Origin of the sequence: Nocardia sp. NPDC059691, from assembly GCF_042733915.1 — a bacterium.
GTDB lineage: Bacteria > Actinomycetota > Actinomycetes > Mycobacteriales > Mycobacteriaceae > Nocardia > Nocardia sichangensis.
Genome location: NZ_JBHWFB010000005.1, coordinates 129,535 through 156,311 on the forward strand (window position 1 = coordinate 129,535; position 26,777 = coordinate 156,311).

General features: G+C 70.4%; 17 protein-coding genes (1 of these 17 running past the window's edge). 16 read left to right on the forward strand and 1 reads right to left on the reverse strand.

Translation table 11 applies throughout. The features are described from left to right. The 16 genes from ACFV2O_RS13235 to ACFV2O_RS13310 all read left to right on the forward strand — a co-directional run. Positions 1-13,495, forward strand: the 3' portion of a protein-coding gene (locus ACFV2O_RS13235; protein ID WP_379251989.1) for a hypothetical protein. The gene continues 18,257 nt to the left of window position 1, outside the view; only the last 13,495 of its 31,752 coding nucleotides appear in the window; the start codon falls outside the window, past its left edge; it ends in the stop codon at positions 13,493-13,495. Positions 13,496-13,540: 45 nt separating this feature from the next. Continuing rightward, the gene (locus ACFV2O_RS13240; RefSeq protein ID WP_039795825.1) at positions 13,541-13,825 is read left to right on the forward strand and encodes a hypothetical protein; all 285 of its coding nucleotides are present in this window, start codon (positions 13,541-13,543) and stop codon (positions 13,823-13,825) included. A gap of 29 nt (positions 13,826-13,854) precedes the next feature. Further along, positions 13,855-14,346, forward strand: a complete 492-nt coding sequence (locus tag ACFV2O_RS13245) for a DUF6301 family protein (protein ID WP_355076159.1) — start codon at positions 13,855-13,857, stop codon at positions 14,344-14,346. Next, a complete protein-coding gene (locus tag ACFV2O_RS13250; RefSeq protein ID WP_355076160.1) occupies positions 14,343-14,786 on the forward strand; it encodes a hypothetical protein in 444 nt (147 codons plus the stop codon). Before ACFV2O_RS13245 ends, ACFV2O_RS13250 begins: the two co-directional genes overlap by 4 nt. 105 nt (positions 14,787-14,891) lie before the next feature. After that, positions 14,892-16,490, forward strand: a complete 1,599-nt coding sequence (locus tag ACFV2O_RS13255) for a hypothetical protein (protein WP_379251990.1) — start codon at positions 14,892-14,894, stop codon at positions 16,488-16,490. 473 nt (positions 16,491-16,963) lie between these two features. Beyond that, on the forward strand, positions 16,964-18,802 hold the full coding sequence (locus tag ACFV2O_RS13260) for a hypothetical protein (RefSeq protein WP_379251991.1): 1,839 nt from the start codon (positions 16,964-16,966) through the stop codon (positions 18,800-18,802). After that, on the forward strand, positions 18,799-19,572 hold the full coding sequence (locus ACFV2O_RS13265; protein WP_355076166.1) for an ESX secretion-associated protein EspG: 774 nt from the start codon (positions 18,799-18,801) through the stop codon (positions 19,570-19,572). The genes ACFV2O_RS13260 and ACFV2O_RS13265 overlap by 4 nt, the downstream gene beginning before the upstream one ends. A gap of 55 nt (positions 19,573-19,627) precedes the next feature. Then, positions 19,628-19,984, forward strand: a complete 357-nt coding sequence (locus ACFV2O_RS13270) for a hypothetical protein (protein WP_379251992.1) — start codon at positions 19,628-19,630, stop codon at positions 19,982-19,984. A 38-nt stretch (positions 19,985-20,022) separates the two neighbouring features. Then, a complete protein-coding gene (locus ACFV2O_RS13275) occupies positions 20,023-20,310 on the forward strand; it encodes a YbaB/EbfC family nucleoid-associated protein (RefSeq protein ID WP_379251993.1) in 288 nt (95 codons plus the stop codon). A gap of 99 nt (positions 20,311-20,409) precedes the next feature. Beyond that, positions 20,410-20,727, forward strand: a complete 318-nt coding sequence (locus ACFV2O_RS13280; RefSeq protein ID WP_379251994.1) for a type VII secretion target — start codon at positions 20,410-20,412, stop codon at positions 20,725-20,727. Next, the gene (locus tag ACFV2O_RS13285) at positions 20,724-22,097 is read left to right on the forward strand and encodes a hypothetical protein (protein WP_379251995.1); all 1,374 of its coding nucleotides are present in this window, start codon (positions 20,724-20,726) and stop codon (positions 22,095-22,097) included. Before ACFV2O_RS13280 ends, ACFV2O_RS13285 begins: the two co-directional genes overlap by 4 nt. Positions 22,098-22,129: 32 nt before the next feature. Continuing rightward, positions 22,130-22,471, forward strand: a complete 342-nt coding sequence (locus ACFV2O_RS13290) for a PE family protein (protein WP_379251996.1) — start codon at positions 22,130-22,132, stop codon at positions 22,469-22,471. 34 nt (positions 22,472-22,505) lie between these two features. Beyond that, a complete protein-coding gene (locus ACFV2O_RS13295; protein WP_379251997.1) occupies positions 22,506-23,507 on the forward strand; it encodes a PPE domain-containing protein in 1,002 nt (333 codons plus the stop codon). Then, complete coding sequence (locus ACFV2O_RS13300; RefSeq protein WP_379251998.1) at positions 23,504-24,295, forward strand: ESX secretion-associated protein EspG; 792 nt, start codon at positions 23,504-23,506, stop codon at positions 24,293-24,295. The genes ACFV2O_RS13295 and ACFV2O_RS13300 overlap by 4 nt, the downstream gene beginning before the upstream one ends. 62 nt (positions 24,296-24,357) lie before the next feature. Then, positions 24,358-24,666 (forward strand): WXG100 family type VII secretion target, encoded by a 309-nt coding sequence (locus tag ACFV2O_RS13305; RefSeq protein ID WP_355076182.1) that lies wholly within the window; start codon positions 24,358-24,360, stop codon positions 24,664-24,666. A 59-nt stretch (positions 24,667-24,725) separates the two neighbouring features. Then, positions 24,726-25,019, forward strand: a complete 294-nt coding sequence (locus tag ACFV2O_RS13310; RefSeq protein ID WP_356964767.1) for a type VII secretion protein EsxR — start codon at positions 24,726-24,728, stop codon at positions 25,017-25,019. A 67-nt stretch (positions 25,020-25,086) separates the two neighbouring features. Here ACFV2O_RS13310 and eccE read toward each other — a convergent pair whose 3' ends face one another. Next, complete coding sequence (eccE, locus tag ACFV2O_RS13315) at positions 25,087-26,739, reverse strand: type VII secretion protein EccE (RefSeq protein WP_379251999.1); 1,653 nt, start codon at positions 26,737-26,739, stop codon at positions 25,087-25,089. Positions 26,740-26,777: the final 38 nt, after the last annotated feature.

Genomic DNA, 26,777 nt, shown 5'->3' on the forward strand with positions numbered 1-26,777 from the left:
GCAACAGTTCTTGGCGCACTATCTGCGCTATCGCGAGGCAGGCCGCACCGGTCTCGGCTTCGAGGCGTGGCTGCGTCAGCTCGGTCCGGAAATGTTCCACACCAAGCAGGATCAGCGGGAAGCGGACGCACACGAAGCCTACGAGGGCCGCCAGAACAAGGGCTCGCTGCGCCACGACGCGCTGACGAACTTCCGTACGGAACCGGAGGTCGGCGAACCGCATCCGGCGGTGGTGGCCCACCGGCTGGCCACCAGGCAGGTGCCGCTGCCCGAGCCGGGGAGCGGACCGGGCGTGTCGTGGCCGCGGACCACGGTCGGCAGCATCGATATCGCCGATTACTCGTTCGGCATCGTGCTGGAGGCCGATGGCAACGGCGGGTGGCGTGTGCCGGCCCCGACCGGCGACGGTGGTTTGGACGACGCCTTCGGCAGGCTCTTCCACGGCATGTCCGACGGCAGTGTCAAGAAGCTGGTCAAGCGGATCTCCCGGTTGCTCGGCGACGGCGGGTCCGATCTGGTCCGGCGCGAACCAAGGGGAGCGCTGCGGCGCATGGCCGACCGGCTGTCCTTCGGATCGCGCGACGACGCCCCGCGCTCGATCGACGCGGGCGAGACCGAGCACAACCCGCCGCAATTCGACCGGCCGCGCACCCCCGACCCGGATGAGGCCCGCCGCGCCGAGGCCGACCGGCGGCAGGCGGTGCTGGACCGGCTTGCCGCGCAGAACCACGACGCGGTGCGCGAACACGACGCCGCGCGCGCGGCGGACGATCCGGAACGGCTCGCAAGGGCCGAGGAGCGCGTCGAGCGCCTGGACCGGGCGATGGCGACCGCTCTGGAACGTGACGCGTTGCTGCGCGCGGATGCCCGGCCGGTCACCGATCGCGTCGGCATCCTGGCGGGCGAGCCTCCGCTGGTGCTGGTGGTGAATCTCGGCGGGACGGATCCGGCTCACGCGCTGGCCGAAACGGCCGCAGGGTATCCCGAGGTGGCGGACGCCCTCGCGCGAGGCGCACGGCCGCGCGAGCTGCGGGTCGACCCCGACGGCACCATCCGGGTCGTGCCGATCGCCCCTCGCGCGGATGTGGCCGCAGGCGGAGAGTCGCGGCACAGCGCGGCCGGGCGGAGATCCGATGACCCGGCCGAGCCGGGTGAATCCGGAACCGCGAAACCCGATTCCGGCGAGGATGGAGCCGATTCCGCCAACCTCGGCGATGGCGATGCCGAGACCGTGCGGCTCGGCTCCGGCGAGGGTGACGCCGATGGGAAGCCCGGCCCGGGCGATGGTGATGCTGATTCCGTGAAGCCTGACGCGGGCGATGGTGATGCTGATTCCGTGAAGCCTGACGCGGGCGATGGTGATGCTGATTCCGTGAAGCCTGACGCGGGCGATGGTGATGCCGATCCCGCGCAGCCCGCTTCGGGCGACGGCGGTGCCGAAAAGCCGCCGACCACACCGCGCTCCGCGGACGAACCCGGCGACGAGCCCGGCCCGCCATCCGACTGGTACTTCCGGATGCGGATCGAGCAGGCCGACTGGGAGGCGGACATGGCCGCCGACCACGCCGCCTGGTTGCGCGAGCAGGCCGACGCGAACCCGGACGACCGCTGGGCACGGTTACGCGCCGAACAGGCGGAATGGAACGCCCGCATGGCCGCCGACCGCGCGGCCTGGTTGCGACTGGAGCAGGCGGAGAACGAGACCTGGTCCGCCACGCTCGAAGCGGACCGGATGCGGCGCATCGCCGACGCCGATCCGGACGACCCATGGGCGGAACTCCACGCGCAACAAGCGGAATGGAACGCCCGGATGGCGGAGGACCGGGCGCAGTGGTTGCGCAGGCTCTACGCGCCGATCGGGAGCGAACCACACGCCGATTCGGCCACACCGGACTCGGCGGCGTCGACACGGACCGACTCCGCGCCGCCGTCCGCCGCTACTCCGGAGACGGACACACCACCGCTCGGCGCGGACGAGTCGCGGACCGGTAGCGCCGATGACGACCCGCGCGCTCGGATGTCACCCGAGACGCGGGCGGAATACGACCGACTCGCAACCGAACTCGAGCAGGCGCGGGACCGGCACGACGAATTACGCTCGCGGCGCGACGAACTGGCGGGACGGATGCCGATCGATGACGCCGACGACTGGGCGGCCCTGCGACCCGGACCGGACGGCCTGGACCGGACGCTGGAGGAGCTGCGCGGACGGACCATGCCGGTCAGCGAGATGCCGGAACGTCTCGCCCGGATCGACGAACTGGAACAGACCGCGCGGGACTTCGCCGACGCCGACGCGGAAACCGCCCGCCTGGAGACGCAACTCGCGGATCTCGAACTGTCCACCACTCCGGTGGGCGAATACGACCGGCTCGTCCAGCAGCGCCAGGCCCTGACCCGTGAACACGAGTTCTGGCGGGCCAAACGTGAGGACCGCGCCGCGCGCTGCGAATCCTGGGGTGACAGCGTCGTTCTGGACGAGTCGGCGTTGCGCGGGGATCAGCTGGAGACCACTGTGCTGCGGCTGTACGAGGCCGCGAACGTCCGGACGGTCGACGACGTCGGCGGCCCCGACGACGCGCCGCACACCGACCGGGTCGCGCCGGAGCCGCTGGAACTCGAGCATCGCAGGCGGACGATCGAGAAGCTCGCCGCGGCCGCCGAGCAGGTCAACCAGCTCGACGAGCGGATCCAGCAGGTGGACCGCCGAATCGATGAGTTGCGCAGGGCAGGCGTCGGAGCGCAGCGGTCCCGGCCGCAGGACGTGATCGACGCGCTGGAAGGGCTGGCCCAACAGCGGGCCGACGCGCTGCGCGGGGTCAAGCCGCTGCGGCACGAGCGCGACGACCTGGCGGCGCGCCTGGGCCTGCTGGATCCCGAAGGCCGAGTCGATCAGGCGGCCTGCGAGCCGGAGCGGCTGGACCGGACCGTGGCCGACCTGCGCGCGGCGGTCCGGGACGGGCTCGCCGACGGCACGCTCTCCGAGGCGGAGGCCGACGCTCGCCGCCGGGACATCGACGCGCTCGACGCCGTCGCACGCGAGGTGAACGACGCGCACAACGCGATCGGCCGCATCCAGGACGACATGGCCAGGGTTGCGGGCGCGTATCGGGATTTCATCGAACGCGTCGGCGGCCGGATGGTGACCGACCGGGTCGGCATCATCGACGGCGAGCGCCCGCGCATCATCGTGTTCGGCGCCCGGCCCGACCCGTCCGCCCCGCGCGCCGATCACGACGCCGCTCTGACCGACGCCCTGCGTCGCAGTTCCGATGTGGCACAGGCGATCGTGCGCCCGGAGACCACGGTCGACTACCGTCACGTGCTCGCCGACCGCGAAGACAACGTGCGGACGCAGCACATGGACCCGCCCGAGATCGAACGGTTGAGCACCGGGTGGATCGGCGGCCGCCGCCTGGACATCACCTCGTGGCGCGACGCCGATGGCGTCTGGCACCGCGTCGATCCGACCCGTCCGGACTGGGAATTCGGGCGCGATCGCAGCGAACTGCCGAAGAAGTACTCGCGGAAGGAACTGCTGGACGGTGTCAGCGGGTGGGCGATGGAGGACGTCGTCAACGACATCACCCTGCCGACCGACGACGTCCCGCCGGGGATGATCCCGGAGAGCACCCTTCCGCTGCACATGCCGCAGGCGCCTTCGCGGTACGACACCTCGGGCGTCGACGAGCACGACGTGTACACCCAGCACTGGGGCGGCGATTCGTACAACGTGGTGCGCCTGCTGCTGATGGCGGCGCAGGTGCCCAAGCATCCGGCGGTGAAGGCGTGGATCCAGCGTCATCCGGAGATCGGCGAGTGGGTGCAGGCGCGGCCGTGGCTGCGGCATGTGCCGCCGTTCGGCACGGTGTTCCGCAACTACGAATGGTTCGCCCCGCCGCAGCGCAACATCCAGCCGATGCACCGGCCGTGGAATGCGGCCGACCATGTGCCGCCGGGCGACCGGGTCGACATCCCGGAGGGCCTGCGGCGCGAGTGGGATCGTGACGTCGCTGCCTGGCAGCGGGTCCAGGACTGGGCGGACGGGGAATACCAGCGCTTCCTCGCCGACGACACCGACATCGACCGGATCGCCGACGGCCTGGACCGGCATCGGCGCGCCGAGCAGGAAACCCGGGCGCGTGAGGTGGTGGACGCCGTCGCACGGCTGGTCCGGCGGCAACCGGGTATCGATCCGCTCGGCGACGTCGACGCGCAACTCGGACGCATCCACGACGAGATCGACCGGATGGCGGCCGACCTCGCGGACCGGTTCGCCGCCGAGGACCCCGACGCGATTCGCGACACGGTGGAGGACATCCGCGAACTGCTCGCGGGCGGTGGCGATCCCGACGACATCGCCACCGCGTTCGCCGAGCACATGCGCGACGACGTTCCCGTGTTCACCCGCGAGGAACTGGCGCGTATCAAGGACCACCTGATGGTCGACCAGCATCGGGTACGCGAACACAGCGATCCGGCCGGCCGGTACACCGACGAGAAGATGGACCGCCTCGCCGATGTAGCGGAGGCGTGGCAGCGACTGATCGACGGCGCCCCGCTGTCACAAGACTTCGTGCTGCTCAACGACATGCTGGCCGAAGCGCGATTCCTGGATGAAAATCCGCTTTCGACCTGGCAGCAGGCCAACGCGCACGCGATCACGCTCGGCTATCACTGGGACGCCGACCGCCCGCCGTTGACCGATTGGCGCGCGGGCATCCCGTACGCTCCCGCTCCGCTCGCACCGGACCCGGGCTACCTGCCGCCCGCATCGGGTGCGACGCCGTCGCGGCCCCACGGCCCGACCGACGGCCCCGGCGAAGGACCCCGAGGCGGCGATCGCCGCCCGCCCGCCGGAGAGGAGCCGTCGCGTCCACGCGAAGAGGACGAATCGTCGGCGCCGAACGCCGACGGCGGTGCGCAGAAGCCCCCGGAGGATCCACCCGCACCCGCGCGTCCGGACGAGCCCGACGAGCCCGATGGTTCGGGTGACGGTGAGCAGGGTGCGCCGCGGACCGATAGTCCCGAGGACGAACCGGATGCGGCGTCGCCACGCACCGCTCGTCCGGATGAGTCCGATGGTTCGGGTGACGGTGGGCAGGGTGTGCCGCGGACCGACCGTCCTGAGCGCGAACCGGATGCGGCGGAGACGTCGCGCACCACGCGTCTGGGCGCGTCCGATGATTCGGGTGACGGTGAACTAGCCGTGCCGTCGACCGACCGTCCCGGGAGCGAGCCGGATGCGGCGTCGCCGCGCACCGTGCGTCCGGATGAGTCCGATGAAAGTGCGTCGGACGACCCGCGGAACGCCGCGCCGCACTCCCCATCCGTCACCGCGCGCGAGGATGCGCACCGAGCGCTCGCCGACCTCGACGAGCTGCACCGCCGAATCGACCAGCAGCTCGACGACCTGTTGCGCCGCGCGAGTACGGATCTGGACCGGATCGAGCAGCGCGCTCTCGACCGCCTGGCCGACATCGAAGCCGAGATCGCCGCACGGTTCGACGAGCTGTCCGCTCGGCCCGACCAGGGCGTCCCGGCCGCCGCCGAGGTCCCGCCGCTCATAGCGCCCACGGCCCGCCCGGGCGCGGAGAACTCGGCCGAGGCGGCGCTGGAGCGCATCCGCGCGGAGTTCGACGACGCGGCCCGGCGCACCGACGAACGATTCGACGAGCTGCTTCGCGACACCTTCGCCCAGCTCGACGGGATCGCGGTGGACCTCGATCAGCACTTCGACGCCGCCGTCGCCCGGCTCGACCGGCTCGCGGGCGGACCGGACGAGGCGGTACACCCGTCTCCGGAGGCCCAGGCGCTGGACGAGTCGCACACGCGCCTGCTGGACGAACTGGACGAGATCCACCGCCGCGCCATGGACCGCCTCGACGCACTCGAACGCGAGCTCGACGGGTTCCCATCGGGCACAGAGCCCACGCCACCGCCCGCGCCGGGGGAACCAGTGGCGGGAACTACGCGCGTGGGCGATCCGGCTCCGGGTGACGGCGACCGGTCTCCCAGGAGACCCGTCGCGGGAAGTGCGCGCGTCGGCGACCCGGCTTCACCCGGAGAAGCTCGGGAAACCAGAGGGCCTGTCGCGGGGAAAACACGAGCCGACGACCTAGGTGCGCCTGGCGGCGAAAGGCATACGGGTGTTGACGCCGAGCATCTGTCGGCTGAGCGTGATGCGGCGGCACAGAAGTTGGCGGATGCGCGGGCCGACCTCGCGGATGCTCGCCGTGGGTTGCCGGTGAACGACGAGGATCTGACGCGGGATGCGTTGGACTATACGCTCGAAGCCTTGCGTGGCCGCACATCGCGGGTGGACGAGCAGGGGCCGTGGCACGAGCGGATTGCGGAGTTGGAGCGTGCCGCGCGGCGCGTGTTCGACGCCGAGGACGAATTGGCGCGGGCCGAATACGCTCGCGCACAAGCGGCTCGGGCTGCCGACACCGGATCGACATCGGAAGACTCAGGCGCAGAGCCGGTCACACGTGAGGTCGAGACCGAAGCACCGGTGCGTGCCGACGCCGACCAGGATCGCCCGGTCGCTGGGCTGCCTGACACCGCCGAACCGCGGGCGGAGGCCGCAGGTGCGGATGGTGAGCCGCCATCCGGGCCGCCGACGCCGCCCACGAATGCCGAGCCACCGGCCGATGGCCGTCCGGATGGTGCTCGTCGCACCGGCAATCCCGTCCGCGACGTGCTCGAATTCCTTCGCGAACAGCGTGATTGGACCGATCAGCGCGATGCCGACCCGCTCACCGATGCCGAGGCCGAGCACGTTCGCCTGCTCGCCGAGGCATTGGGTCTCGACGAGAGATTCGCCGCGCTGCGCGATCCGCTGGCCGCTCTGGCCGAACTCGCCGAAATCGCGCGGGCGCGGGGCTTCCTCGACGATGCCGACGGCCCGCGCATGCGCTACCCGGACGATTTCGAGCCGCTCACCAGCGCGGAACGCTACGGAGACGAGCAGTTCTGGCTGGCCGAGGCGCCCGACGACGGTCTGCGCGACGTACAGGACGACTTGCGCCGCGCGGGCCTGCCGATCGAGCAGCCGCGACCACCGCGACTGCCCGCGGCTGCCACGAGCCCGGATGCCCTGCCACCTGCCGACCCAGGCCGCACGGTCGCCGACCCGGAACGCCTGTCCGCGCAACGGGACGCGGCGGTCCGCGAATTGGCCGACGCGCGCGCCGGTCTCGCGGATGCGCGGCGTGGTCTTCCGGTCGATGACGAGGATCTGACACGGGACGCATTGGACGACGCGCTCGACGGACTGCGCGGACGCACGCTGCGGTTGGACGAACAAGGTCCGTGGCAGGACCGTGTCACGGAGTTGGAGCGCGCTGCCCGCCGTGTCTTCGATGCCGAAGCGGAAGTCGCTCGGCTGGACGATGCCGGCGCACAGGCCACTCGGGCAGCCGAGCCGCACTCGAATGATGCGAACCGAGAGCGTGCCGGGGATGCGCACGAGTCGTCCCGCGCTCCGCGTCCTGAACCGATCGACCGGACTCGCGATCGGCTCGCACGCCGATTCGCCCTCGACGAGGACGATCTGTCCCCGGAGCATCTCGGCGCCACCATCGCCGACCTGCGTTACCGAAACTTGTTGCAGGCGGGCATGGTCGAGGCGCTCGCGGCAGCGACCGAGCGGGCGCGCGGCACGCGTCATCCGGACTTGCGCGCGCAGGTGCGCGAGACCCGCGACGCCTGGGCACGGCGGCTCCGCATCGATCCGGCCGATCTCGATCGCGATCCGGCCGGGACGGTGGAGCAGGCCCGTGCCGCGGTGCGCCGCGACGCGCAAGCCATCGCAGACCTCGCCGACGCCGTCCAAGCGGCCCGCGGCCAGACCGGCGCCGAGCCCCAGCCTGGGGAGACCCGCCGGTACACCCTCGAGGTCGATGGTGAGCGCGTGCCAGCGCGGCTGGTCGCCGACGAGAACGGCGGCTGGCGGGTGGAGACACCCGAACGTCTCGACGCACCCGGACCGGCGGACACCGACGTGCCCGCACCGCGGCAACCGGAGCGGCCGAAGTCGCGGCTGCGTCGCCTGTGGGAGGCACTGACGGCGGGATACCTCGGCGAGAGCCCGAAGTACCCGTCCGGCTCCGGCATCGACAGCGCGGGCCAATCGCTGATCGCGCACGAAGCGGGGCTGCCGCTCACCAAGCACTATGACCCGACTCCCGCGCCCGGCGACGAATACGAGGTGATGCAGACCAAGTTCAGTCCGGTCCGCATCCTCAAAGAAGCCGTCACCATGTGGCGCAAGCGGGAACTCGTCCCGTTCCTGAAACGCCTGACCTCCCGGGTCGCCGACTCGGCGGCCGAATACGGCACACCGGTCGCCCGCGACGGCGAGGAGTACCGGTACTGGCTGGAGGAGGCCGATCCGGAGCTGGTGCGCAGGGAACTCGGGGTGGAACTCGAGGAGCTGAAGCGACAGGCCGAGGACGCCGCCCGCGCGATCGCCGCGCCGGAGTCCAGGCCGGAGCCGACCGACGGCGAGACGCCCGACGCCACACCGGAACCGGCCCTGCGGTCGGGCGAGGAGCTGCCCGCGAGCACCGGTGAACTCACCGGCTGGCTGCACGAGTTGTCCGAGGCGACGGTCCGGCGGCAGGAACTGGCCGACGCTCTGGTGGCCGCGGCCGATGCGCTGGGCGTCGACCTCGGTGAACCGACCCCCGAGAACGTCCGTCGGGTCGTCGATCTGCTGCGGTATCAGCAGATCCGTCGGATCGGCGCGCTCACCGGCCTCGCCGAGGCGTCCCGCCGGTACAACGCCGAGCACGAGCGGATCCCGTACAGCGACGAGGTCGGCTTCTTCGACGCCAACCCGATGAACCGTTTCCTCGGTGAGGTAGTGCGCGCCTTCGGCGGCAACCCCACTCTGTTGGACTGGCAGGGCGTCAACAATGGCGGTGAGCCGAGCCGCGAGTGGGGTGACCTCTACGACACCGACCAGCCGGGCCAGGACCAGGGCCTGCGCTCCTTCTTCGAGAATGCGCTGCGCCGCGACCAGATCAAGGACGAGCGTTCCGTGTGGGCGCAGCTGCTCGGCACCGATCTGCACGCGCTCGACGCGCATCAGCTCGCGAACGCGCTCGCCGACGAGATGGACCGGATCCGCGAGCACGCGCGCGGCATGACGGCCTTCCGCGCCGACGCCGACGAGTTCCTGCGGGCCGATGCCGCGGCCGACGAACTCACGGGCCTGATCGGCGACATGGCCGGGCGGGACTGGGTACTCGCGCGGGGCGGCGCGATGCTGGAAGACGGCACCGGTCTCGGTCTGGTCCCCGGCGAGCCCGGCGGGCCGATGCGGTTGGTGGTCGTGGACGGCACGCTCGGCCACGACCGCGTCCTCGCCGACGCCCTCGCGGCGCACCCGAGGCTCGCCGAGGCCGTCAACGAGGGCATAGTCGAGGTCCACTACCTGGTCACCGACGTGCGTCCGGACCGGATCGCGATCGCCGACGGCGGGGCGACGCAGGTGCGTCACTTCACCGGCGAGGTCGAGGGACGCAGCCTCGACGTCACCGTGGTGAACGACGGCGACGGCTGGCGTGTCGTGCCGGACGCTGTCGTGAACTCCGACACGCTTCCTGTCGCGGACGAGGCGCCGGAACCGTTGTCGCGGGAGGAAATCGGCGAGGCCATCAGCGAACTCGCGCAGCGCCTCGCCATCACCGAAGCGGAGCTGGCTTCCCCGGAACTGCTCGCCGAGCGGCTCGCGGTGCTGCGCGACGAGAACGCCATTCGCGCGGGACAGATCGAGGCGATCATCGACTACGCGCGCACCGCCTGGGACATCGACGCCTATCACGAGGTCGGCGACGTGCGGCATGTGCTGGCCCACCGGCTCGGCCTGGACGCCGCGGACATGACACCGCGGCGCCTGGCCGAGGCGATGGCGGACCCGGATATCCGCAACGCCTTGCGGCAGCAACGGGCCGAGGCGCTGGTCAAATACGCGAAGCTGTTGCGCGGCATGGACCCGGCCGCGATCGATGCGGCCAACGACCGGCTGGTCCGGCGTCTCGACGCCTTGCCGGGAACAGTGCGGATCACCGGCCTCGGGCAGCTGGGCGAGGTGATCGCCAACCAGTCACATCGGCCGAACCTGCACCCCGACCTGGTCGACGCGCTCACCGACTACGCCGACGCGCTCGCCGCGGTCGATGTATTCGACCCGCGCGCCCACGGTGACCGAGCGCTCGATCCCCGTGTGTCCGATGTCGAGTTCCCGGTGCACGACAAAGCCGTTCGCCACCTGCTGGAGGTCATCGGCGACGTCGCCCACCTCACCGAGGCTCCCGGCCGGCTCGGCATGCTGGACGGCGACACCAGCGCCGCGCCCGGCCCCGATCGCGGGGCCGGGCGGGACTTCGCGCGCCTGGTCGGCGTGGACCTGACCGACGCGGGTCCGGAACGGTGGGCCGAGGTCTACGAGGTCTACCGCGACGGCAAGCTCGACCAGAACGAGCGACTGACCCCCGGTCAGCTCGCCGAAGTGCAGGCCGAGCTGCGCGCCGAGGTCGTCGGGCGCGCCGACGACATCGCCGCCCTCTCCGATCTCGTCCAACGTGCCGCGCGCACCGATGTGGAACGCCTGTCCGCGCAGCGCGCCGCGGTGGTTCGGGAGTTGGCGGACGCGCAGGCCGATCTTTCGGATGCCCGCCGTGGTCTTCCGGTGAATGACGAGGATCTGACGCGCGATGCGTTGGACGATGCGCTCGACAACCTGCGTGGGCGCACGTTGCGAGTGGAGGAGCAGGGCCCGTGGCAGGAGCGGGTCGGAGCGGTGGAGCGCGCGGCACGCCGCGTCTTCGACGCCGATGCGGAACTGGCCCGTTTGGACGACGCCCTCGAGCAGGCCGATCGAGCGGCCGAGGCGACCTCGCACGACCGAGCGCATCAGCCGGAGGCGCCGGACAGCGGTCACGCGGTCGAAAGCCCACGTGCCGATACCGAGCGGGCGCGGCTGTCCGACCAGCGGGACGCGGCGGCGCGGGAATTGGCGGACGCCCGGGCCGATCTCGCGGCGGCTCGCCGTGGATTACCGGTCGACGACGCGGATCTGACGCCGCAAGCCCTGGATGACGCACTGGAAAACCTGCGCTCGCGGACGATGCGAGTGGACGAGCAACAGCAGTGGCAGGACCGGCTGACCGGACTCGAGCAGGCCGCCCGCCACGTCTTCGACGCCGAAGCGGAGGTGGCCCGCCTGGACGACGCTCTCGCCCAGACACCCCAGCCATCCGACCGGTCGCCGAACGTTCCAGCAGAAGAACCAGCTCCAGACGCGGCAGCGAAATCGGCCCGTGCCGAGGCGGATACCGAGCGCGAGCGTCTGTCCGCGCAGCGTGCTGCGGCCGCCCGTGAGTTGACCGATGCACAAGCCGTACTCGCGGATGCTCGTCGCGGACTGCCGGTGAACGACGAGGATCTGACGCGGGATGCGTTGGATGACGCGCTTGATGGTCTGCGTGGGCGGACCATGCGGGTGGATGAGCAGGGCCCGTGGCAGGACCGAGTCACGGAGTTGGAGCGTGCGGCCCGCCGCGTATTCGACGCCGAAGACGAGCTCGCGCGGTTGGACGAGACACTCGAGCAGGCCGCTGGAGCCATCGAGCCGCTCTCGCCCGACGGACCGGAAGAATCGGTTTCGCGGGCAGCGGAAGAGTCCGCTCGTGCCGAGGCGGAAGCGGAGCGGGCGCGTCTGTCCGCGCAGCGTGCTGCGGCGGAGCGGGAGTTGGCTGATGCGCAGGCCGGTCTCGCGGATGCGCGGCGTGGTCTTCCGGTGAATGACGAGGATCTGACGCGGGATGCGTTGGATGACGCGCTCGATGGTCTACGCGGGCGGACCATGCGGGTGGATGAGCAGGGCCCGTGGCAGGAGCGGGTTGCGCGGCTCGAGGATGCGGCTCGGCGTGTGATCGATGCCGAGGACGAGCTCGCGCGGGCCGAAGACACTGTGCGCCAGCATCATTCGGAGCGCTCCGCGCATCGTTCCCCCCAGGAGGGTGCATCCGCTTCTCGGGTTGCGCGCGGTGGCGGGGAGAGGAATGGGGAGACGTCGCGCCGGGAGCGTGACGGTGGCGAGGATTCGCCGGAGAGCGGAACTCGCCTTCACCGCGACGGTGCTGACGAGTCGTCGGGCGGTGCTCGCTCGAACCGCGACGGTGATTCGGAGCCGCCCGCGGGTCCGTCGGGTCCGGGGCCGGTGCGTTCCCGCCGGATGCCGCCGAACTGGGCGCTGCGCTCGCACATTCCGCATCCGCCGAGGGACTACGAGTTCGAAATGCCGGGGCCGTTCCTGAACGAAGTGGAGCGGTGGCCCGTCCCTATGCCGCAACCGGAACCCCCGAAGCCGCCGAACCCACCCCAGCCACCCACGCCGCCGGTTCCGCCGCTCCCGCCGGCACCGCCGGTTCCGCCGAAGCCACCGGCACCGCCGACACCGCCGGTTCCGCCGACGCCACCGGCACCGCCGGTTCCGCCGACGCCACCGGTTCCGCCGCTCCCGCCGACTCCGCCGACTCCGGTTCCGCCGACGCCACCGCCGACTCCGGTTCCGCCGACGCCACCGCCGGTTCCTCCCACGCCGCCGGTTCCGCCTATACCCACAGAGCCGCCCATACCCACGGAGCCGCCGGTTCCGCCGACACCCACGGAGCCGCCGGTTCCGCCGACACCCCCGGAGCCGCCCACACCTACGGTTCCGCCCACGCAACCTCCGTACCCGCCGACGCCTCCCTTCCCGCCCGGCGGGCCGACACCCGGCCAGCCGACGCCTCCGTACCCGTCGACGCCACGGGGAACACTGCCCCCATACCCGTCGACTCCACCCTCATACCCGACTATGCCGACCCCCGGACCGTCCGCACCGCCATACGCGGGACCGTCCGTACCGTATCCACCCACGTCACCGACGTGGCCTGGCAACACGAACGACCCCGGCCGCCCCGACGGCACGGTCCCGCCGGGTATGCCCATGCCCCCGATGCCGCCCGGCATGCCGATGGCGCCAGCGGTGAACGGTGGCGCACGGACCAACGGCCGCGGGCCGCAGGGGAACGGGCGCCGCGGCCAGGACCCGGAACGCGGTATCTTCGTCCGCCCGTTCGCAGGCTTCGGGGTACCCGCGGAGTTCGACCCGATCACCGGCGCGCTGCGCGCCAACCCGTCCGAGGCGGCCACGCACGACGGCGTCTACGGTGAGCTCGGTGGAGTCTCGGTGGTGTTCTATCGACACGACGGCAGACTCGTCCTTCGTGTCGGTGACCGCACGGTCGAGCTCGACGGGCCCGTCGGCGTCGAATGGGGCACGGTGGGATGGCGCACCACCCGGTTCGCGGTGGCCATCGGCGGTGCCGTCTTCTGCGAGCTGACCTATCGCTCGGTGCCGGAGGAGATGGACATCGGCGCGCTGGTCCGAGCCGTGGTCGACGACCCGGTGCGCCGCGCCGAGATCTTCGCCGGATGACCGGACGGCGATGCGACAAGGTAACCATCGACGTGAGGAGTAGTGATGCGGATCGACCATCCGACCGATGACGAACTGCGAGAGAACTTCGACGAGATGCTCCGCTCCGTGCTGACCGGCGGTGGCATCCGCACGGAGACGGGCCTCGATATGAAGACCGAGGACGCGCTGTGGGCGATCGCCCGCGCCTATCCCGACGTGCCGGACGCGCTGGTCGACGCGGCCCGCTCGGCGTTCGCGGGCCAGCTCGACGGCTCCAACGCGCGCGAGCGGAAGGAGGCGCTGGCCCGCAAGATCGAGGAGATCAATCGTCGGCGGTCGGCCCGGTGAGCACCGATGTCACGACCTAAGGTGGGCCCATGACCGAATGGCGCGCGCTGACCGACAGCGAGATCGTCGACCTGGCGACCGGCCTGCGGTCGCTGGACGGCTCCCAGCCGATGGACGCGGTGCCGCGGCTGGCCGAGGCGTTCGGCTGGAAAGTGCTGACCGCCCATCCGGACCGGGCGATGCTGGACGCCGGATTCGGGATGGCCAGCGGAAAGATTCACGGACGTGCCGGCCTGATCGTCGACATCAAGCTGCGCGTCACCGATTTCGCCCCGGACGACGCGGACGGAAGGGCACGGTCGAGGGACGCGTTCGTGGCGATGGTCGCGGCGCTGACCGGCGCACTGGGCGAACCGACCACCCGGGTTCCTGGCGCCACGGCGGAGGTCCGCTGGGCGGGGCCGGAAACGACACTGGTGGTGGCGGACCTGGGCCGCTCGGTTCAGCTGTCCTCGACCGCCAATTCCTGGCTCGAACTGCACGATCAGGCCGTCGAGCTGGAGCAGCAGGAGCAGAGTTGACCGGGTGGGGAGATTTCGCCGCTGGTCTGGCCGTGGAACTGGCCGCGCTGCGCGCCGGTTCCATCGTGAAGCTGGTCGAGTCCGATACCGGACCGCGGCGGCGATACGCCCAGTTCCTCCAGCTCGATGACGCGCTCGAGGCCGAATTGGTCGATGACGAATGGCTCGACCCCGCCTTGCGCGCGGGCGCCGCGGGACGTGCGTTGATCGCCGAATCGGGTTGGCGCGAACGCGACACGAGCCACAACAACTGGTGGACCGAGCTGCCGTGGCCGAGTCCCACGACCGAATACCGCCGCCTGGCGGACATGGTCGTCACCGGGTTGCGCGACGGGTTCGGCATCGACGCCCCCACTGCCCTGGCCTATACGGGGTGGAACGAGCGTTCGGGGAATCGCAAGCTCGACCTGCCGCTACTGGGCCTGCGGCAGGAGCCGTGACGAGCACCGCGCGGACCGGCGCTGTATGAGGATGAACGACGAGCAGAGCAGGCATCGCGGCGTGTACGCCGGCTCCGATGCGGTGGATGAGGGGATTTCCGCGACGTGACCAGACCAGGCGGCCAGGCGACCGGCGACGAGCTCGGTGCTGCTCCAGAACACGGTGCTGACGAGCCGCACCTGTCGCCGTCCGCGGTCGAGGTGCCGGCCGAAGCGGTAGCCCACCAGTCCACGGAGGGCCACGAGGTCGCTACGGAGGAGCCCGATGTCGGCTTCACCCTCTCCGAGGCGGCGCCGGTCGAAGATGTCGCCGAACGGGCCAAGGCGCTCATGCACCAGGTCGCCCGGGAGCTGGCCGCGGGCGGTCCGCAGGGCTGGCGGCGGGTCGACGCGGTGTTCGCGCTGACGGTGGCCGCGGAGGTCGCGCTGGCCGTCTATTCCGACGATCGAGAGCGCGCCGCGCGGGTGACTCCCGAACCCGGGATCGTGGCGCTGGTCCGCGAGCATCGGGAGCTGGCGGCCGGGCTCGAGGACGGGCCCTGGTGGCGTTTGCTCTTCACGCTGACCAGCGACGGCCGGATGGAGGTCGACTACGACTACGGCGACGAGCCGTTTCCGGACGAGCAGTTGTTCCCCCCGGAGGTCTATCTCGCTGATCTCACGGCGTTTCCCCGGGATTCGCTGCCGGTCTGGCTCGGCGCCTACGTCGGTCACGGTGACCGTCAGTCGCGACCGCCGCAGGTGGCGGCGGCGCAGGCGCGGGCGGATCGGGAGGCGGGCGTGCGGGCTGTGCCGTCCGAGGACGAGCTGCCTCCGTTCCCCATCATGGCCGCCCGGTGGGCCGTGCTCGCCGCGGCGTTCGTCGCGGCCGAATCACCATGGGGCCCAAGGCTGCTACCTTCCGTGAGCTGGTTCGAGGGAGCCAAGCGCAGCGGTTGTTCGCTGTACGCGCTGCCCGGCGGGCGGGCCGTGCTGTCCGGCGGGGTGTGGAATGCCCCGGAACTGGCGGCGGCATACAACGACGGGCTCCAGTTGCCCGATCTGTACGCGGGCGCTCCGGAATGGGTGGCGGGACAGGTGTTGAACCACCGCTGCACCAGCGGTCTGCTGTCGTTCTGCTACTGGTGGGAGAACGGCCGCTGGTACCGCGGTGCGTCACCGGGGCCCGCCCGGTTCGCCGAGGCGATGCCGGGTGTGTGGAGTTCGGAGACGGTCGTGGACATCGTCGGCAGCCTGCTCGGCGACGACGCGAACGCGCGTCGGCGCGCGGCCGTCGGCGCGCTGGTGTCCGCCGCGGAGGCCGGTGTGGTCACGCGGGACACCCTCGCCGGTGTCTTCGATGACGACGAACGATTCGACGTGGACGGCGCTTTCTTCCAGCTGACCATGGCCGGGGTGACCATGACGGCGCCGGGGCCGATGTCGCGAGAGGACGCGCTCGCCCGGGTCGAGCGGTTGATCCGGGACAGCGGGGCCGATCTCGCGAACTATTCGCTGGAGGACCTGCGCGCCGATCGGATCAGCGTGGGCTGGATGGTGTACGTCCCGGTCGAGCCGGGTGAGATCGCGATCGGCCGGGCGATCTACTACATCGCCGATGACGGTGTGCTGGAACGGTCTTCGTCCTCGGTGGCGCCATCGGTCTACCGCGCGGAGTTCGAGCGGCGGTTCCGGAATCGGCACGGCGCGGTCGGAGCGTCCTGATCTTCGTGTCTCGTCTGCGCCGCAGCGGAAACCGGCTGGTCCGGGGCGGTGAGCGGCGCGAAGGGGCCACCAGGATTCGGGTCTGTACATGCGTCGGCGAACCGACTCACCATAGAATCGTTGGTGCGTCGTAAGACAATATTCGGTCTGCCGTAAGAACCGGCTGCCATATTGACGTGTGGCGCACAGCCGTTCACGGCACGCCAGCGATGAGGAGGGTCGTCAGCGTATGAGTTGCCGGGCGCAGGAGAGTGATCCCGTACGCGGGGGCGAACGGGACGCCGCGCCGTGGCGCGCATATCGTCGACGCCCACGTCGGGGAGGTATTCAGTTGTGCGGGTCGGAGTCTCTGCCTCCGGGATCGGACTTCGGCATCGTATCTCCCGGGGGCGTCGGCGCTCATCCAGTGCGCTTCCCAGCGATGACAACAGGTGCGGGAGCCTTCCGAATCGTCGAGACGGAAAGAGCGCGGCATGTCTGAGACGAATCCATGGAGCAGCCTGTCCCGCGAGGCACAGAACGGCACCTTGGAGCTGCGGCCCGGCACACTCGAAGCTCTGATCAACGCGGCGAACGGAGTTCGCGTCCGCGTCGCCTCGGTGAAAAAGGAGCTATCCAAGATCGATTCGCTGCCGCCGTTCGCCGATGTGTTGCTATCGGCCCAGGCGCTCGCCTCTCGCTTCTCGGAAAAGGGAAAAGAACTCGGCAGCATTCTGGACGACCACATCACCATCCTCGACGATCTGACCGATACCTTCTTCGCGGCGGCCAGGCACTACCGGGGCACCGAGGAAGACAACAGGGTCGATTTCGCCGCGCTGGAGCGCCGCGTGGGTGAACACAAGGGAATCACCGAAAACCTCTCGAAGCGCTGGGATCCCGCCGGTTTGACCACCGCGGGCGACGGCAGCGGAAACACCTACGCGCATCCGGATTGGAATGAGGTCGGGAACCGAAAGCCCGAGGAGAACCACGGATTGCCGACGAGTCTGGCCGATCCGGGCGATGTGAAATTCGAACCGCGGGGCGTGCGTGCGGACGACCCGGAGAACTTCACGTATTCCCAATATCAGACGATCATTTCGTCGATCACCGGGGGCAGTCCGACCATGCCGATCAAGGTCGCTCAAGCCGCGTCGGATTGGCGGTGGCTGGCCGGAGAACTCAAGGAAACGTTCGACATCCTCACCAACCAGATGACGACCAGTAGGTCGAGCTGGACGAGTCCGAACAACAATGGCGGTGCGGACCGAGCGCGCCAAGCGATCACCGCCTATGGCACCGGCACGGATCAGCTGAATACGAATATGAAGCTGATCGGCGACAGCCTCGAATACGTGTCGGAATGGCTGTATACCACCGGGGTGCTGCTCCAGCAGGGTGACGACTATCCGCCCACACGAACCTCGGGTGAGACCGACGACGCGTACCGGCAGCGGAAGGAAGAGGCCGCGGTCCGGAATTACGTCAGGGCGATGCAAGCGGCCTACGTCCCCGGCGTAGAGGAGACCGACAAGGTCATCGCGGTACTGCCGGATCCGATCCCGCCGACCACCGGCCGAGTGCCGGGGCCGGGGCCAGGACCGGGCGGTCCCGGGCCGGGCGCCGCACCGGGGCCGGGGACCAGCGCCGCGCAACTGGCGTCGATGCAGAACGCGCAACGGCAGGCCGAACAGCAGCAGAAGGCACTGGAAGACGCGCAGCGTCAAGCGCAATTGGACGCTCAGCGCCGCGCCGCCGAACAGCAGCAACAGCAACAACAACAGCAACAGCAGGCCGCGCAGCAAGCCGCCCAGCAGGCCGCCCAGCAGCTGGCGCAACAGGCGCAGCAGGCAGCCCAGCAGATCGCGCAACAGGCGCAGCAGATCGGGCAGCAGGCTGCCGGCGCCGCGCAGCAAGCGGCGCAACAGGCCGCGCAGCAGGCTGCGCTGGCGGGCCTGCCGGGCATGCCGAATCTGTCCGACGCGACGAAGAAACTCGAGTCGGCCCTGGCGAAGGGTGCGGGCGGCCCCGGTGGTTCGGCGGGCGGTCCCGGCGCACCGAAGTCGGCCGCGAACCAGAACCTGGAGAAGGCCTCGAAGTTGTTCCCGCGGGCGACGAACGCGGTCGCCGCGGCGGCCACTGGGCGCGCGGGTCTGGCGGCGGGCCAGGGCATGATGGGCGGCCCCGGCATGCCGATGGGCGGTCCCGGCGCCGCCCAGGGCGGCCAGCAGAAGGAGCACAAGCGCGCCGACTACCTGGATTCCACCGAGCATCTGGAAGAGGCGCTCGGCGACGCGCCCGTGGTAGCGAAACCCGTTGTCGAGCAATGAACGACACGTGGGAGTTCTCCGGTCTCGAATTCGCCGCGGCATGGCACGCGGCGAAGGAGAGCCTGCCGGATCCGTTCTTCTACCTCAGCGGCACGACATATTACGACGACGCGCGCAGGCAGAAAGCCGAAGCGTGGCAGCGGATCCAGGCCCGCTGGGGCCGGGCGCTGGAGGAGTTGATGGACGTGCTCACGGTTCCCGACATCCGGCTGGTGATCCGCGGGATCGACGGCCGGGACGCGCGGAACCCGAAGGGCGCCATCCGCATGCTCGCCGGCCGCAAGGGCGATCGCGCGTTCCTGGTGACCCAGAAGCCGGGAACGGAACGCCGAACCGAGGGATTCACGGTCGCCGAACACGACGTCCTGTCGCTCGGCCACAGCGTGGCCGAGGCATTGCCGAAGGTCGACGCCGGGCGCGGGTCCGCCTTCGATCTCATCGAGCCGGGCGGCGACGGGCTGGACTATTCCTATGGCCGGTCCCTGGTGAACGACGTCGAAGACCGCACGGCTGGCCGCAGCGAGTCCTTCGATCGCGCGCCCGCCGCCACGGTGGGCACCATCGTGGTGGAGCAAGGGCATTCACGGTTCGGTCCGCGCGGTATCACCCGGGCGCACCTGGCCTGGCGCGATCTCGTCGACGACGGGCGTTACGCGATCGTGCCGGGCAGCCCGCCGACAGTGCTCGCGGCGGACGTCCGGCGACTGACCGAATTGATCAACGCGCGGATCGCCGAAGTCGTCCAAGCCATCAAAGACGAGCGGATGTGATCGGTCGTATGCGCGCCGTTCCGTTTTCGATCTCGATTCTCCGAGGGGGTTTTCGATGACCGCATCGCAGCAGGGGAACCCGGGCGATTTTCCTGCCGAATTCGTGGCTACTTCGCTCACCGGCTCGATTTCGGTGCGCACCACCGAAATGGGTCTGCCGCTGGGCGTCAAGGTCGACGCCGATCAATTGCGCCGCGACCCGGAGGCGCTGGCGGGCGAGGTCCTGCGATTGTGCAAACAGGCGGCGAACCGCGCGGGCCTGGCGCGGCGGGCGCAATTGCGGCAACTGGGATTCACCTCGGAGATGCTGGCGCTGACCGGGTTGCCCACCGAACAGCAGGTGGCGACGCAGGAGATCATCGACGAGCAAGAGTACGACACCGAACCGCAGAGCTGGCTGCGATCGGTTTGAGCGGCAACGGAATTCGTGAGGTCGGCATGGTCGAAACAATGGACGAGCTCATCGCTCGGGTACAGAATCAGGTCTACCGGCTCACCGATCTCAATGACGCCATGAATGGGATCCGGGTAGCAGAGACATCGCCCGACGGCGCGGTGACCGCGGAGGTGGACGGCAACGCCGCGTTGATCGGACTCAGCTTTTCCGCCGCGGTGTCGAAACTTTCACCGGATGAGTTCGAGAAAACGGTCGTCGACACCGCGCGAGCGGCCGCGCACAAGGCTTTTGCGGAGCGCGGCGCACTTATCACCGCATTCAATGAGGAGGCCACCGGGTAGTCACCGGATGTTAACCACGACGGGATCGTGATACGCGGTCTTCGCTAGGTAAAGTTGAATACGAAACGTCGGGGGATGTTTCGGGATTGGACGATGATCATGAGCCACATTGAAGTAGTCCCGGATGCGCTGCGTGTGTACGGAAGCGAATCGGCGGCCATGGCCGCCGGAGTAGGGGCGATCGCCGCGACCGACCAAGCCGCGACGGTCGCCGCGGTGGTCCCGGTGTTCGGCCTGATCGGCCAGGAGTTCCTTGTCTCGTACGCTTTCGCCCAGGCCAACCACCTGTCGTCGGTGGCGCAGCTCGCCGCCGTGCACGCGGGTACGGCGTTGACGGCGCATCAGGCCGCCGCCACCTACGAGGGCACGGACACCGCGTCGGGCGCGGCCATCGGAGCCAACCGCACGCAGTCATGACCACGCCGGGAGCCATTCCGCCACCCGGCGCCGATCCACTGGATCCCACGATCCTGGAATTGCTGCGGGGCAGCGCTCTCGCGCCCATGCTCGACATGCCGGTGAACGACGTTCTGCGCAGCATGGGTTTACCGAATCTGCCGGAGATGCCTGCCTTCGTGCAGCTGCCGGAGCTGCCGCCGCTGCCGACGATCGATCTCGGCGCGCTCATGCGCCCGCTGACCGATCTCGCCTCCGCGTTCGGCACCGGTCAACTCGGCGCGCCCGCGCCCGCACCGGCCGGTGCCACCGCCGCGCCCGCGCCTCCGGCCGACCCGACGCAGTTGCTGCAGAACGTGTCCACCGTGATGCAGACGGTGATGCAGGTCGGCTCGTCGCTGGTGCAGACCTTGATGTCGGTCTGGCAGGGCATGGCGGCGATGGAGGCGGCGAAGAAGGCCGGTGCGGCGCAGACCGACGCGAACGAGCTCGCGGCGCAGAGCACCCAGGAGAAGTCGGTGCTCGGCAGCGCGGCGGGCAGCGTCTTCACCGGCGCGGGCCTGATGTCGGCGGTGCTGGCGAAGTTCTCCACCACCATGGCCTTCGCGCCGCTGCTCGCGGCTTCGCCGGGCGGGCAGGGTTTCCTCGTCGCGTCCGCGATCGAGGCGATGACCGAGGCGCTGGCGATCACCGCCAAGACCAAGGCGGAGATGGTCGGCCACAGTGCGAGCATGACGCAGGCCGGTCAGAAGGTGCCGATCACGAACGCGCCGACGGGAGTGAAGTCACCCGAACAGCTGACCCAGCTTATGAGCATGATCACGCCGCTGATCAGCACGGCCGGTCAGGTAGCGCAGTCGCTCGGGCAGTTGGCGGCCGCCAATCCTTCGCTGCTGGCGCCGAAACCGATCAGCGCCCCCGGCGCGCGCGAAGGCGCGGGTGAACGCGGGGAAGGCAAGGAAGGCGAGGAAGGCGAGCACGCAGGCGGCGCGGGTGGCATCGGCGGTGGCGGCCCGGGTGCGATCGCCGCGGCCGCCGCCCCGCTGAACCCCTGGCCGGGGACCCGGGTGGCCGGTGGGTCGCTCGGCAGCATCGGCGGTGCGAGCGCCGCTGGTACCGGAACGTCGTCCGAGGTGTCGACCACCGTCGCGGGTACCGCCGCGGCGGGGACCGGAACCGGGGCCGGATACATGCCGATGGGCGGCGCGGGCATGGCGGGAGCGGGCCTGGCCCGCGACGGCGAATCGACCACCGACGCGCTGCGCGGCCAGATGGTCACCGGTCAGCACGGCGACGAAGTGGTCGGCCGGATCGAGGGGGTCTCGCTGCCGGTGGTCGGCGCGGCCGACGCGACATCGGAACCACCGCCGGACAAGGAACTCACGCTCTGACGCGAGTGCCGAGCAGTACACAGGAGGGTCTTATGAGTGACGGGCGGGGTCAGGTGTACGACAGCGTGCGATTCGACTCGGTCACGGCGGCCAAGGCGTCGTCCGGGCTGGACGCGCTGGCCGACCGGTTGGCGTCGGATCTGCGCTCCGCGGAGGAAGCGCTGACCGTCGTCCCCGCCGGCGCCGACGAGGTGTCCGGCCGGGCCGCGCGGACCGCGAACGACGTGGCGTCGTCGTACCTGGCCGGCGCACAGGCCAGCGTGCACGAACTGCGCAAGCTGGCGGCCACGTTGCGGCTGCACTCGAACCAGTTCGACGGCATGGAATCGGCCAACACGGCCGATTTCGACACCACGGGCGGCCGGTCGGCCTGACCGTCGTCGAGCAACCGAAAGGTCTTCCGCGGCAATGATCGAACCACCGCAGCCAGGTTTCACCGGCGTGGTGTGGACCGCGCGCCCGCCCGAGCGGCTCGCGCGCGACCTCACCACGGGGCCGGGCGCCGTGCCGATGGCCGAGGCCGTCGCCGCGTGGTCGCGCCTCGCCGCGTCGTTCGGCGCCGCTGTGGTCGAGTACGAGAAGGTTCTCGCGGACGTGCGCGGGGCCTGGCAGTCGGGACGCAGCGACGAAGTGCTGCGACAGATCACGACTCTGCGGGACTGGCTGTCCGACGCCGCCGCCGCGGCGGCGGCCAACGCCACGCGGTTCCAGGCCCAGGTCGCCGCGTACGAGATCGCCCGGCTGGCGATGCCGAACACCGCCGATTTGGAAACCCTTCAGCAGGTCCAACGGATGCTGGAGTCGATGACCGGGATGCTCGGTACGCCGATCCGCGCGATCGCGGCGGACACCGACGCCGAGCAGGACGCGGCGAAGGCGATGGCCTCGCGGGTCATGCGGAACTACGAGATGGCCACCGAGCCACTGGCCTTGCCGTGGCAGCACCAGGAACCGCCCGTCGTGGCGTCGGAGCAGGCGCTGGCCGCCGAACAGGCCGCGGGATCGGCCGAGGCCGCGAATTCGGCCAGGATGCCGCGCGGTGCGGCGCCGATCGGTGCGATGCCGATCGGGACGGCGCCCATCCCGGCGATGCCGCGGGTGCCCACCGCGTACCAGGCGCCGGTGTACGCGCAGTCGGCCGCCACGGCCGAGGTCGTCCCGCGCGCCACCCCGGCCACGGTGAACGCGGGTGGGCAGCCCGCTCCGCTCGTTCCCGGTGCGCTGGGGCAAGCCGGGCCCGCACAAGACGCGGCACGATTCCCGCGCGCCGGCCTTCCCACGGAGACGAGCGATCAGATCGGCTTCGAGGGTGGCATCCAAGCCGCGCCCGCGGTGCTCGGCGGCGCCGAACCAGCGACGCACGCCGTCGCGCCGAGCGAGACCGGTGCCGAGACGGGAGGTGCGCCGTGACGTCGCTGACGAACGACGCGCTGCTCGTCGTCGCCGAGCGGCTCGGTGTGCAAACCTTGCCGTTGGTGCTTTCGGTCGGGCCGCAACAGGATTCGATCGAGGAGTATCGCGCCGCGCGGGAGCGTGCGCTGTCCGGCCTGATCGGTGACGGCCTGCTCGACGCCGAGGGCGAAGTCGAATCCGACCTCGCCGGTGCGCTGTTCGTCCTGGCGCAGCCGGACCGCGAACTCGTCGCCCGCGTCTACACCGAGGACGGCGCTCGCCGCTTCTGCCTGGCGCGCCGGGGCGAACAGCACGCGCTCGCCGTCCGCTCGGGCGACAGCTTCGAGGTGACGTCGATCTGGGCCGACGGCTCGGACGCCGCACTGACTCGTCCACTGCTGGCCGCGCTCGGCTCGTGCGAACCCGCGCGGATCGCCGGATTCAGTGCGCTCGCGAGCGAATTGGCCGACCGGATGGACGCGGCCGAGGGCTCCGGCGATTACGCCGACGCGGTGTACGCCCTTGGCGTCGGCGAGCGCGACGCCGCCGTGCTCGGCCTCGCCTTCGGCTCCTGCCGCGCCTACGCCGAGATCGTGGCCTACGCCCATCGAGACGGGCTGACCAGCCGGGCGCCCGGCGCGGTGGTGGTGTACGACACCGGCCGCGGCCGCATCGTCGTCGCCCCGATGGTCGCGCCGGATCAGCAGCTCTGGTCGACGGTCACGACGGGCACCGACCACCGGGTGACTCAGGCGGTCGCCACGTTGCTGGAAGGGCTGCCCGGGGGGAGGTGGCTGCCTCAGTAGCTGCTCGGTGAGATCGTCCGGATCTCCGCACCCATACAAGTTCTGACGAAAGGATCAACGAAATGGCTTACACATCTCTCGGCGACGGCTCGGGGAACACCTACGGTGTCGAGGCAGGCGGCATCGACAGCGTCGTCAGCCGCATGGAGGACTCGATCTCGACGCTGCGCACCTCGATCAACCAGATCGACGAGTCGGTGCAGGCCGTCGCGCGCGGCTGGCAGGGCGACGCCCACCGCGAGTTCAACACCGCGGCCCACGACTGGCACGACGAGGTCACCGCGCTCAACGGCAAGCTGGACCGGCTCTCGCAGGCCGTGACCTCCGGCAAGAACACCATCGTCGGCTCCGACCAGGCCGGTCTGGCGTGACCGCTGGACGGTGATGCCGTCCAGCCGGATCACCAACCTCTCAGCAGAAGGAGACAACCATGACCATCAAGTACAACTCCCCGGCCATCACCGAGATGGTCAGTGACCTGAACCAGTACGGTTCCAACATGAAGGCGCAGATCGACGAACTCAACGGCGCCGCAGCCGCGTTCCAGCAGAACCTGCAGGGTGAGCAGGCGGTCGCGAACTTCACCAAGGCGCACAAGGATCTGACCGGCGAGCTGGAGGACACCCTCCAGAAGCTGGACAACCTGGGCGTCAAGGTGGAGAATGCGCTGAACCGCGCCATCGAGGCCGACGGCAAGGTCGGCGACGGTTTCGCCGCCTTCTGATCGCGGGTAGCGACGAACAGCGGCCGGCTGGAACGGTAAGGGTTCCAGCCGGCCGTTTCGTGTGCGGTCAGCGGGCCGCGAGCGACTCGCCGATGTAGTGCATCTCGTCCGGTGTGGTGACCATCAGCACGGTCGCGCTGCGCGCGGCGGTGCGCACCGTGATCCGATTGGGCGCGTCCGGATCCTGGATGAGCGTGACGTCCGCGTCGACCGACCTGCCGGTATCGTCCGGCCGCCGCACGTGCACGATCGTCGCGCCGCCCGCGTGTGCGATCGGCGGAATTCCGTCGAACACCAGCACCGTCGTGCTCGGATAGGGAGCGGCGGGAGGCGGCGGGGGAGCGGGGGGATGGTAGCTGGCGCCCGCGGCCCGCGGAGCGATCGAGAGCACATGCGGTGCACCGAGATTCGCCACCATGGTGTGCCACGCCTCGGGCCTGGCGGTGTGCACGATGGCATGCGCGCCGAGCGCGGTGGCGCGCAGGATCACCTGCTGAGCGAGATCCAGGTTGCCGATCACCTCCAGGTGCCTGGTGCCCTCGCCGATCAACGGCACCGCGATGCCCTGCCCGCGCTCGTCGGCGCCGATGAGCTGGCCGCAGCCCGCCGTCGGCACCGCGAACTCGGTGAGCGCGGCCAGCGTGCCGCGATAGGCGATGTCGCTGCCCCAACGGCCTGCGTAACCGATGGGCAAGGTGTCCAACAGGATTCGCAGCTGGTTGCCGATCAGCTCGCGCAACCCTGGCAGGGGTGGTTGCTCGGGCGGTGCGACGGTGTCGAAGCGGACGACGGCGTTGAGCACAACGGTGTCGGCGAAATCGGTGCGCCGATCGTGGCGGCCCGCTCCCGGCCGCAAGCGCAACGTCACCGTGGTGGACAAGCTGGGCACCGCCCAGATGTCGGCCAGTCCGCGTGGGCCGATCATGTCGGCCGCGATCTGGTACTGGGTGAGGTAACGGCCTCGGTACTCCAACGTTTTCGGGGACTCGGCGAGTTGGTCGACGTCGAAGCCGTGGGTGAGCTGGCGCACGGCTGTGTTCATCTCGGTGGCGGTCAGCACGGACGCGGCGATGTCGTGTGCGGCGAGCCGGTTGGCGACCCGGCGGGTGGCGATGATCGCGGTGCGCAGCGCGCCGCTGCCACCGCCGCCGCGATTGTCGACCGCCTCGGCGTTGGCCAGCGGATCCATCCGCAGGACCAGCCAGCAAGTGCGGTGCGCGATGGCGGGCAGGGGGCCGAGGATGCGGTCGTAGAGTTGCGCGGCCACGCCGGTGCCCGCCGTGCGCGCGCCCGTGCTCACCACGTCGATGCCGGCCAGGGTCAGATCGAATTGATCGAGGCAGCGGGCGATCTCGGCGAGCGGGAGCAGTTGGTCGGTGCTGAGCGAACCACGGTCCAGCAGCGTCAGCGTGTCCGGCGGCGGATCGATCCGGAGCATGGTGAGCAGCAGATCGCCGTCCCAGCGCACGCCGTAACCGCCGCCCTCGGCGAGCGGAACGTCGAGGGCGGGAGCCTGTGTGAGGCGTTCGGCCGGGCGCAGTCCGGGACGTCTGCGGGCGATCGCGCTACCGAGGCGTTCGGCGGGCGTGTGTCCGCGCAGCGGCGCGAGACCGGCCAGCGCGACCACCGCGCCCGCGGCGATCGCACCCCAGATCGAATGGCTGACGGCGAGAACGATCCACGCGACCGCGGCGGCCGATATCGAGACGGGAACTGTCACGCGCAAGGGAAAAATGCGAAACAACCAGAATTCCGGAT

Excerpts from the sequence above, each read along its gene's own strand:
- ACFV2O_RS13240 (WP_039795825.1), top strand. The coding sequence starts at position 13,541 with ATGCGGATCGACCATCCGACCGATGACGAACTGCGAGAGAACTTCGAC.
- ACFV2O_RS13245 (WP_355076159.1), top strand. The coding sequence starts at position 13,855 with ATGACCGAATGGCGCGCGCTGACCGACAGCGAGATCGTCGACCTGGCG.
- ACFV2O_RS13260 (WP_379251991.1), top strand. The coding sequence starts at position 16,964 with ATGTCTGAGACGAATCCATGGAGCAGCCTGTCCCGCGAGGCACAGAAC.
- ACFV2O_RS13265 (WP_355076166.1), top strand. The coding sequence starts at position 18,799 with ATGAACGACACGTGGGAGTTCTCCGGTCTCGAATTCGCCGCGGCATGG.
- ACFV2O_RS13270 (WP_379251992.1), top strand. The coding sequence starts at position 19,628 with ATGACCGCATCGCAGCAGGGGAACCCGGGCGATTTTCCTGCCGAATTC.
- ACFV2O_RS13275 (WP_379251993.1), top strand. The coding sequence starts at position 20,023 with ATGGACGAGCTCATCGCTCGGGTACAGAATCAGGTCTACCGGCTCACC.
- ACFV2O_RS13280 (WP_379251994.1), top strand. The coding sequence starts at position 20,410 with ATGAGCCACATTGAAGTAGTCCCGGATGCGCTGCGTGTGTACGGAAGC.
- ACFV2O_RS13285 (WP_379251995.1), top strand. The coding sequence starts at position 20,724 with ATGACCACGCCGGGAGCCATTCCGCCACCCGGCGCCGATCCACTGGAT.
- ACFV2O_RS13290 (WP_379251996.1), top strand. The coding sequence starts at position 22,130 with ATGAGTGACGGGCGGGGTCAGGTGTACGACAGCGTGCGATTCGACTCG.
- ACFV2O_RS13295 (WP_379251997.1), top strand. The coding sequence starts at position 22,506 with ATGATCGAACCACCGCAGCCAGGTTTCACCGGCGTGGTGTGGACCGCG.
- ACFV2O_RS13305 (WP_355076182.1), top strand. The coding sequence starts at position 24,358 with ATGGCTTACACATCTCTCGGCGACGGCTCGGGGAACACCTACGGTGTC.
- ACFV2O_RS13310 (WP_356964767.1), top strand. The coding sequence starts at position 24,726 with ATGACCATCAAGTACAACTCCCCGGCCATCACCGAGATGGTCAGTGAC.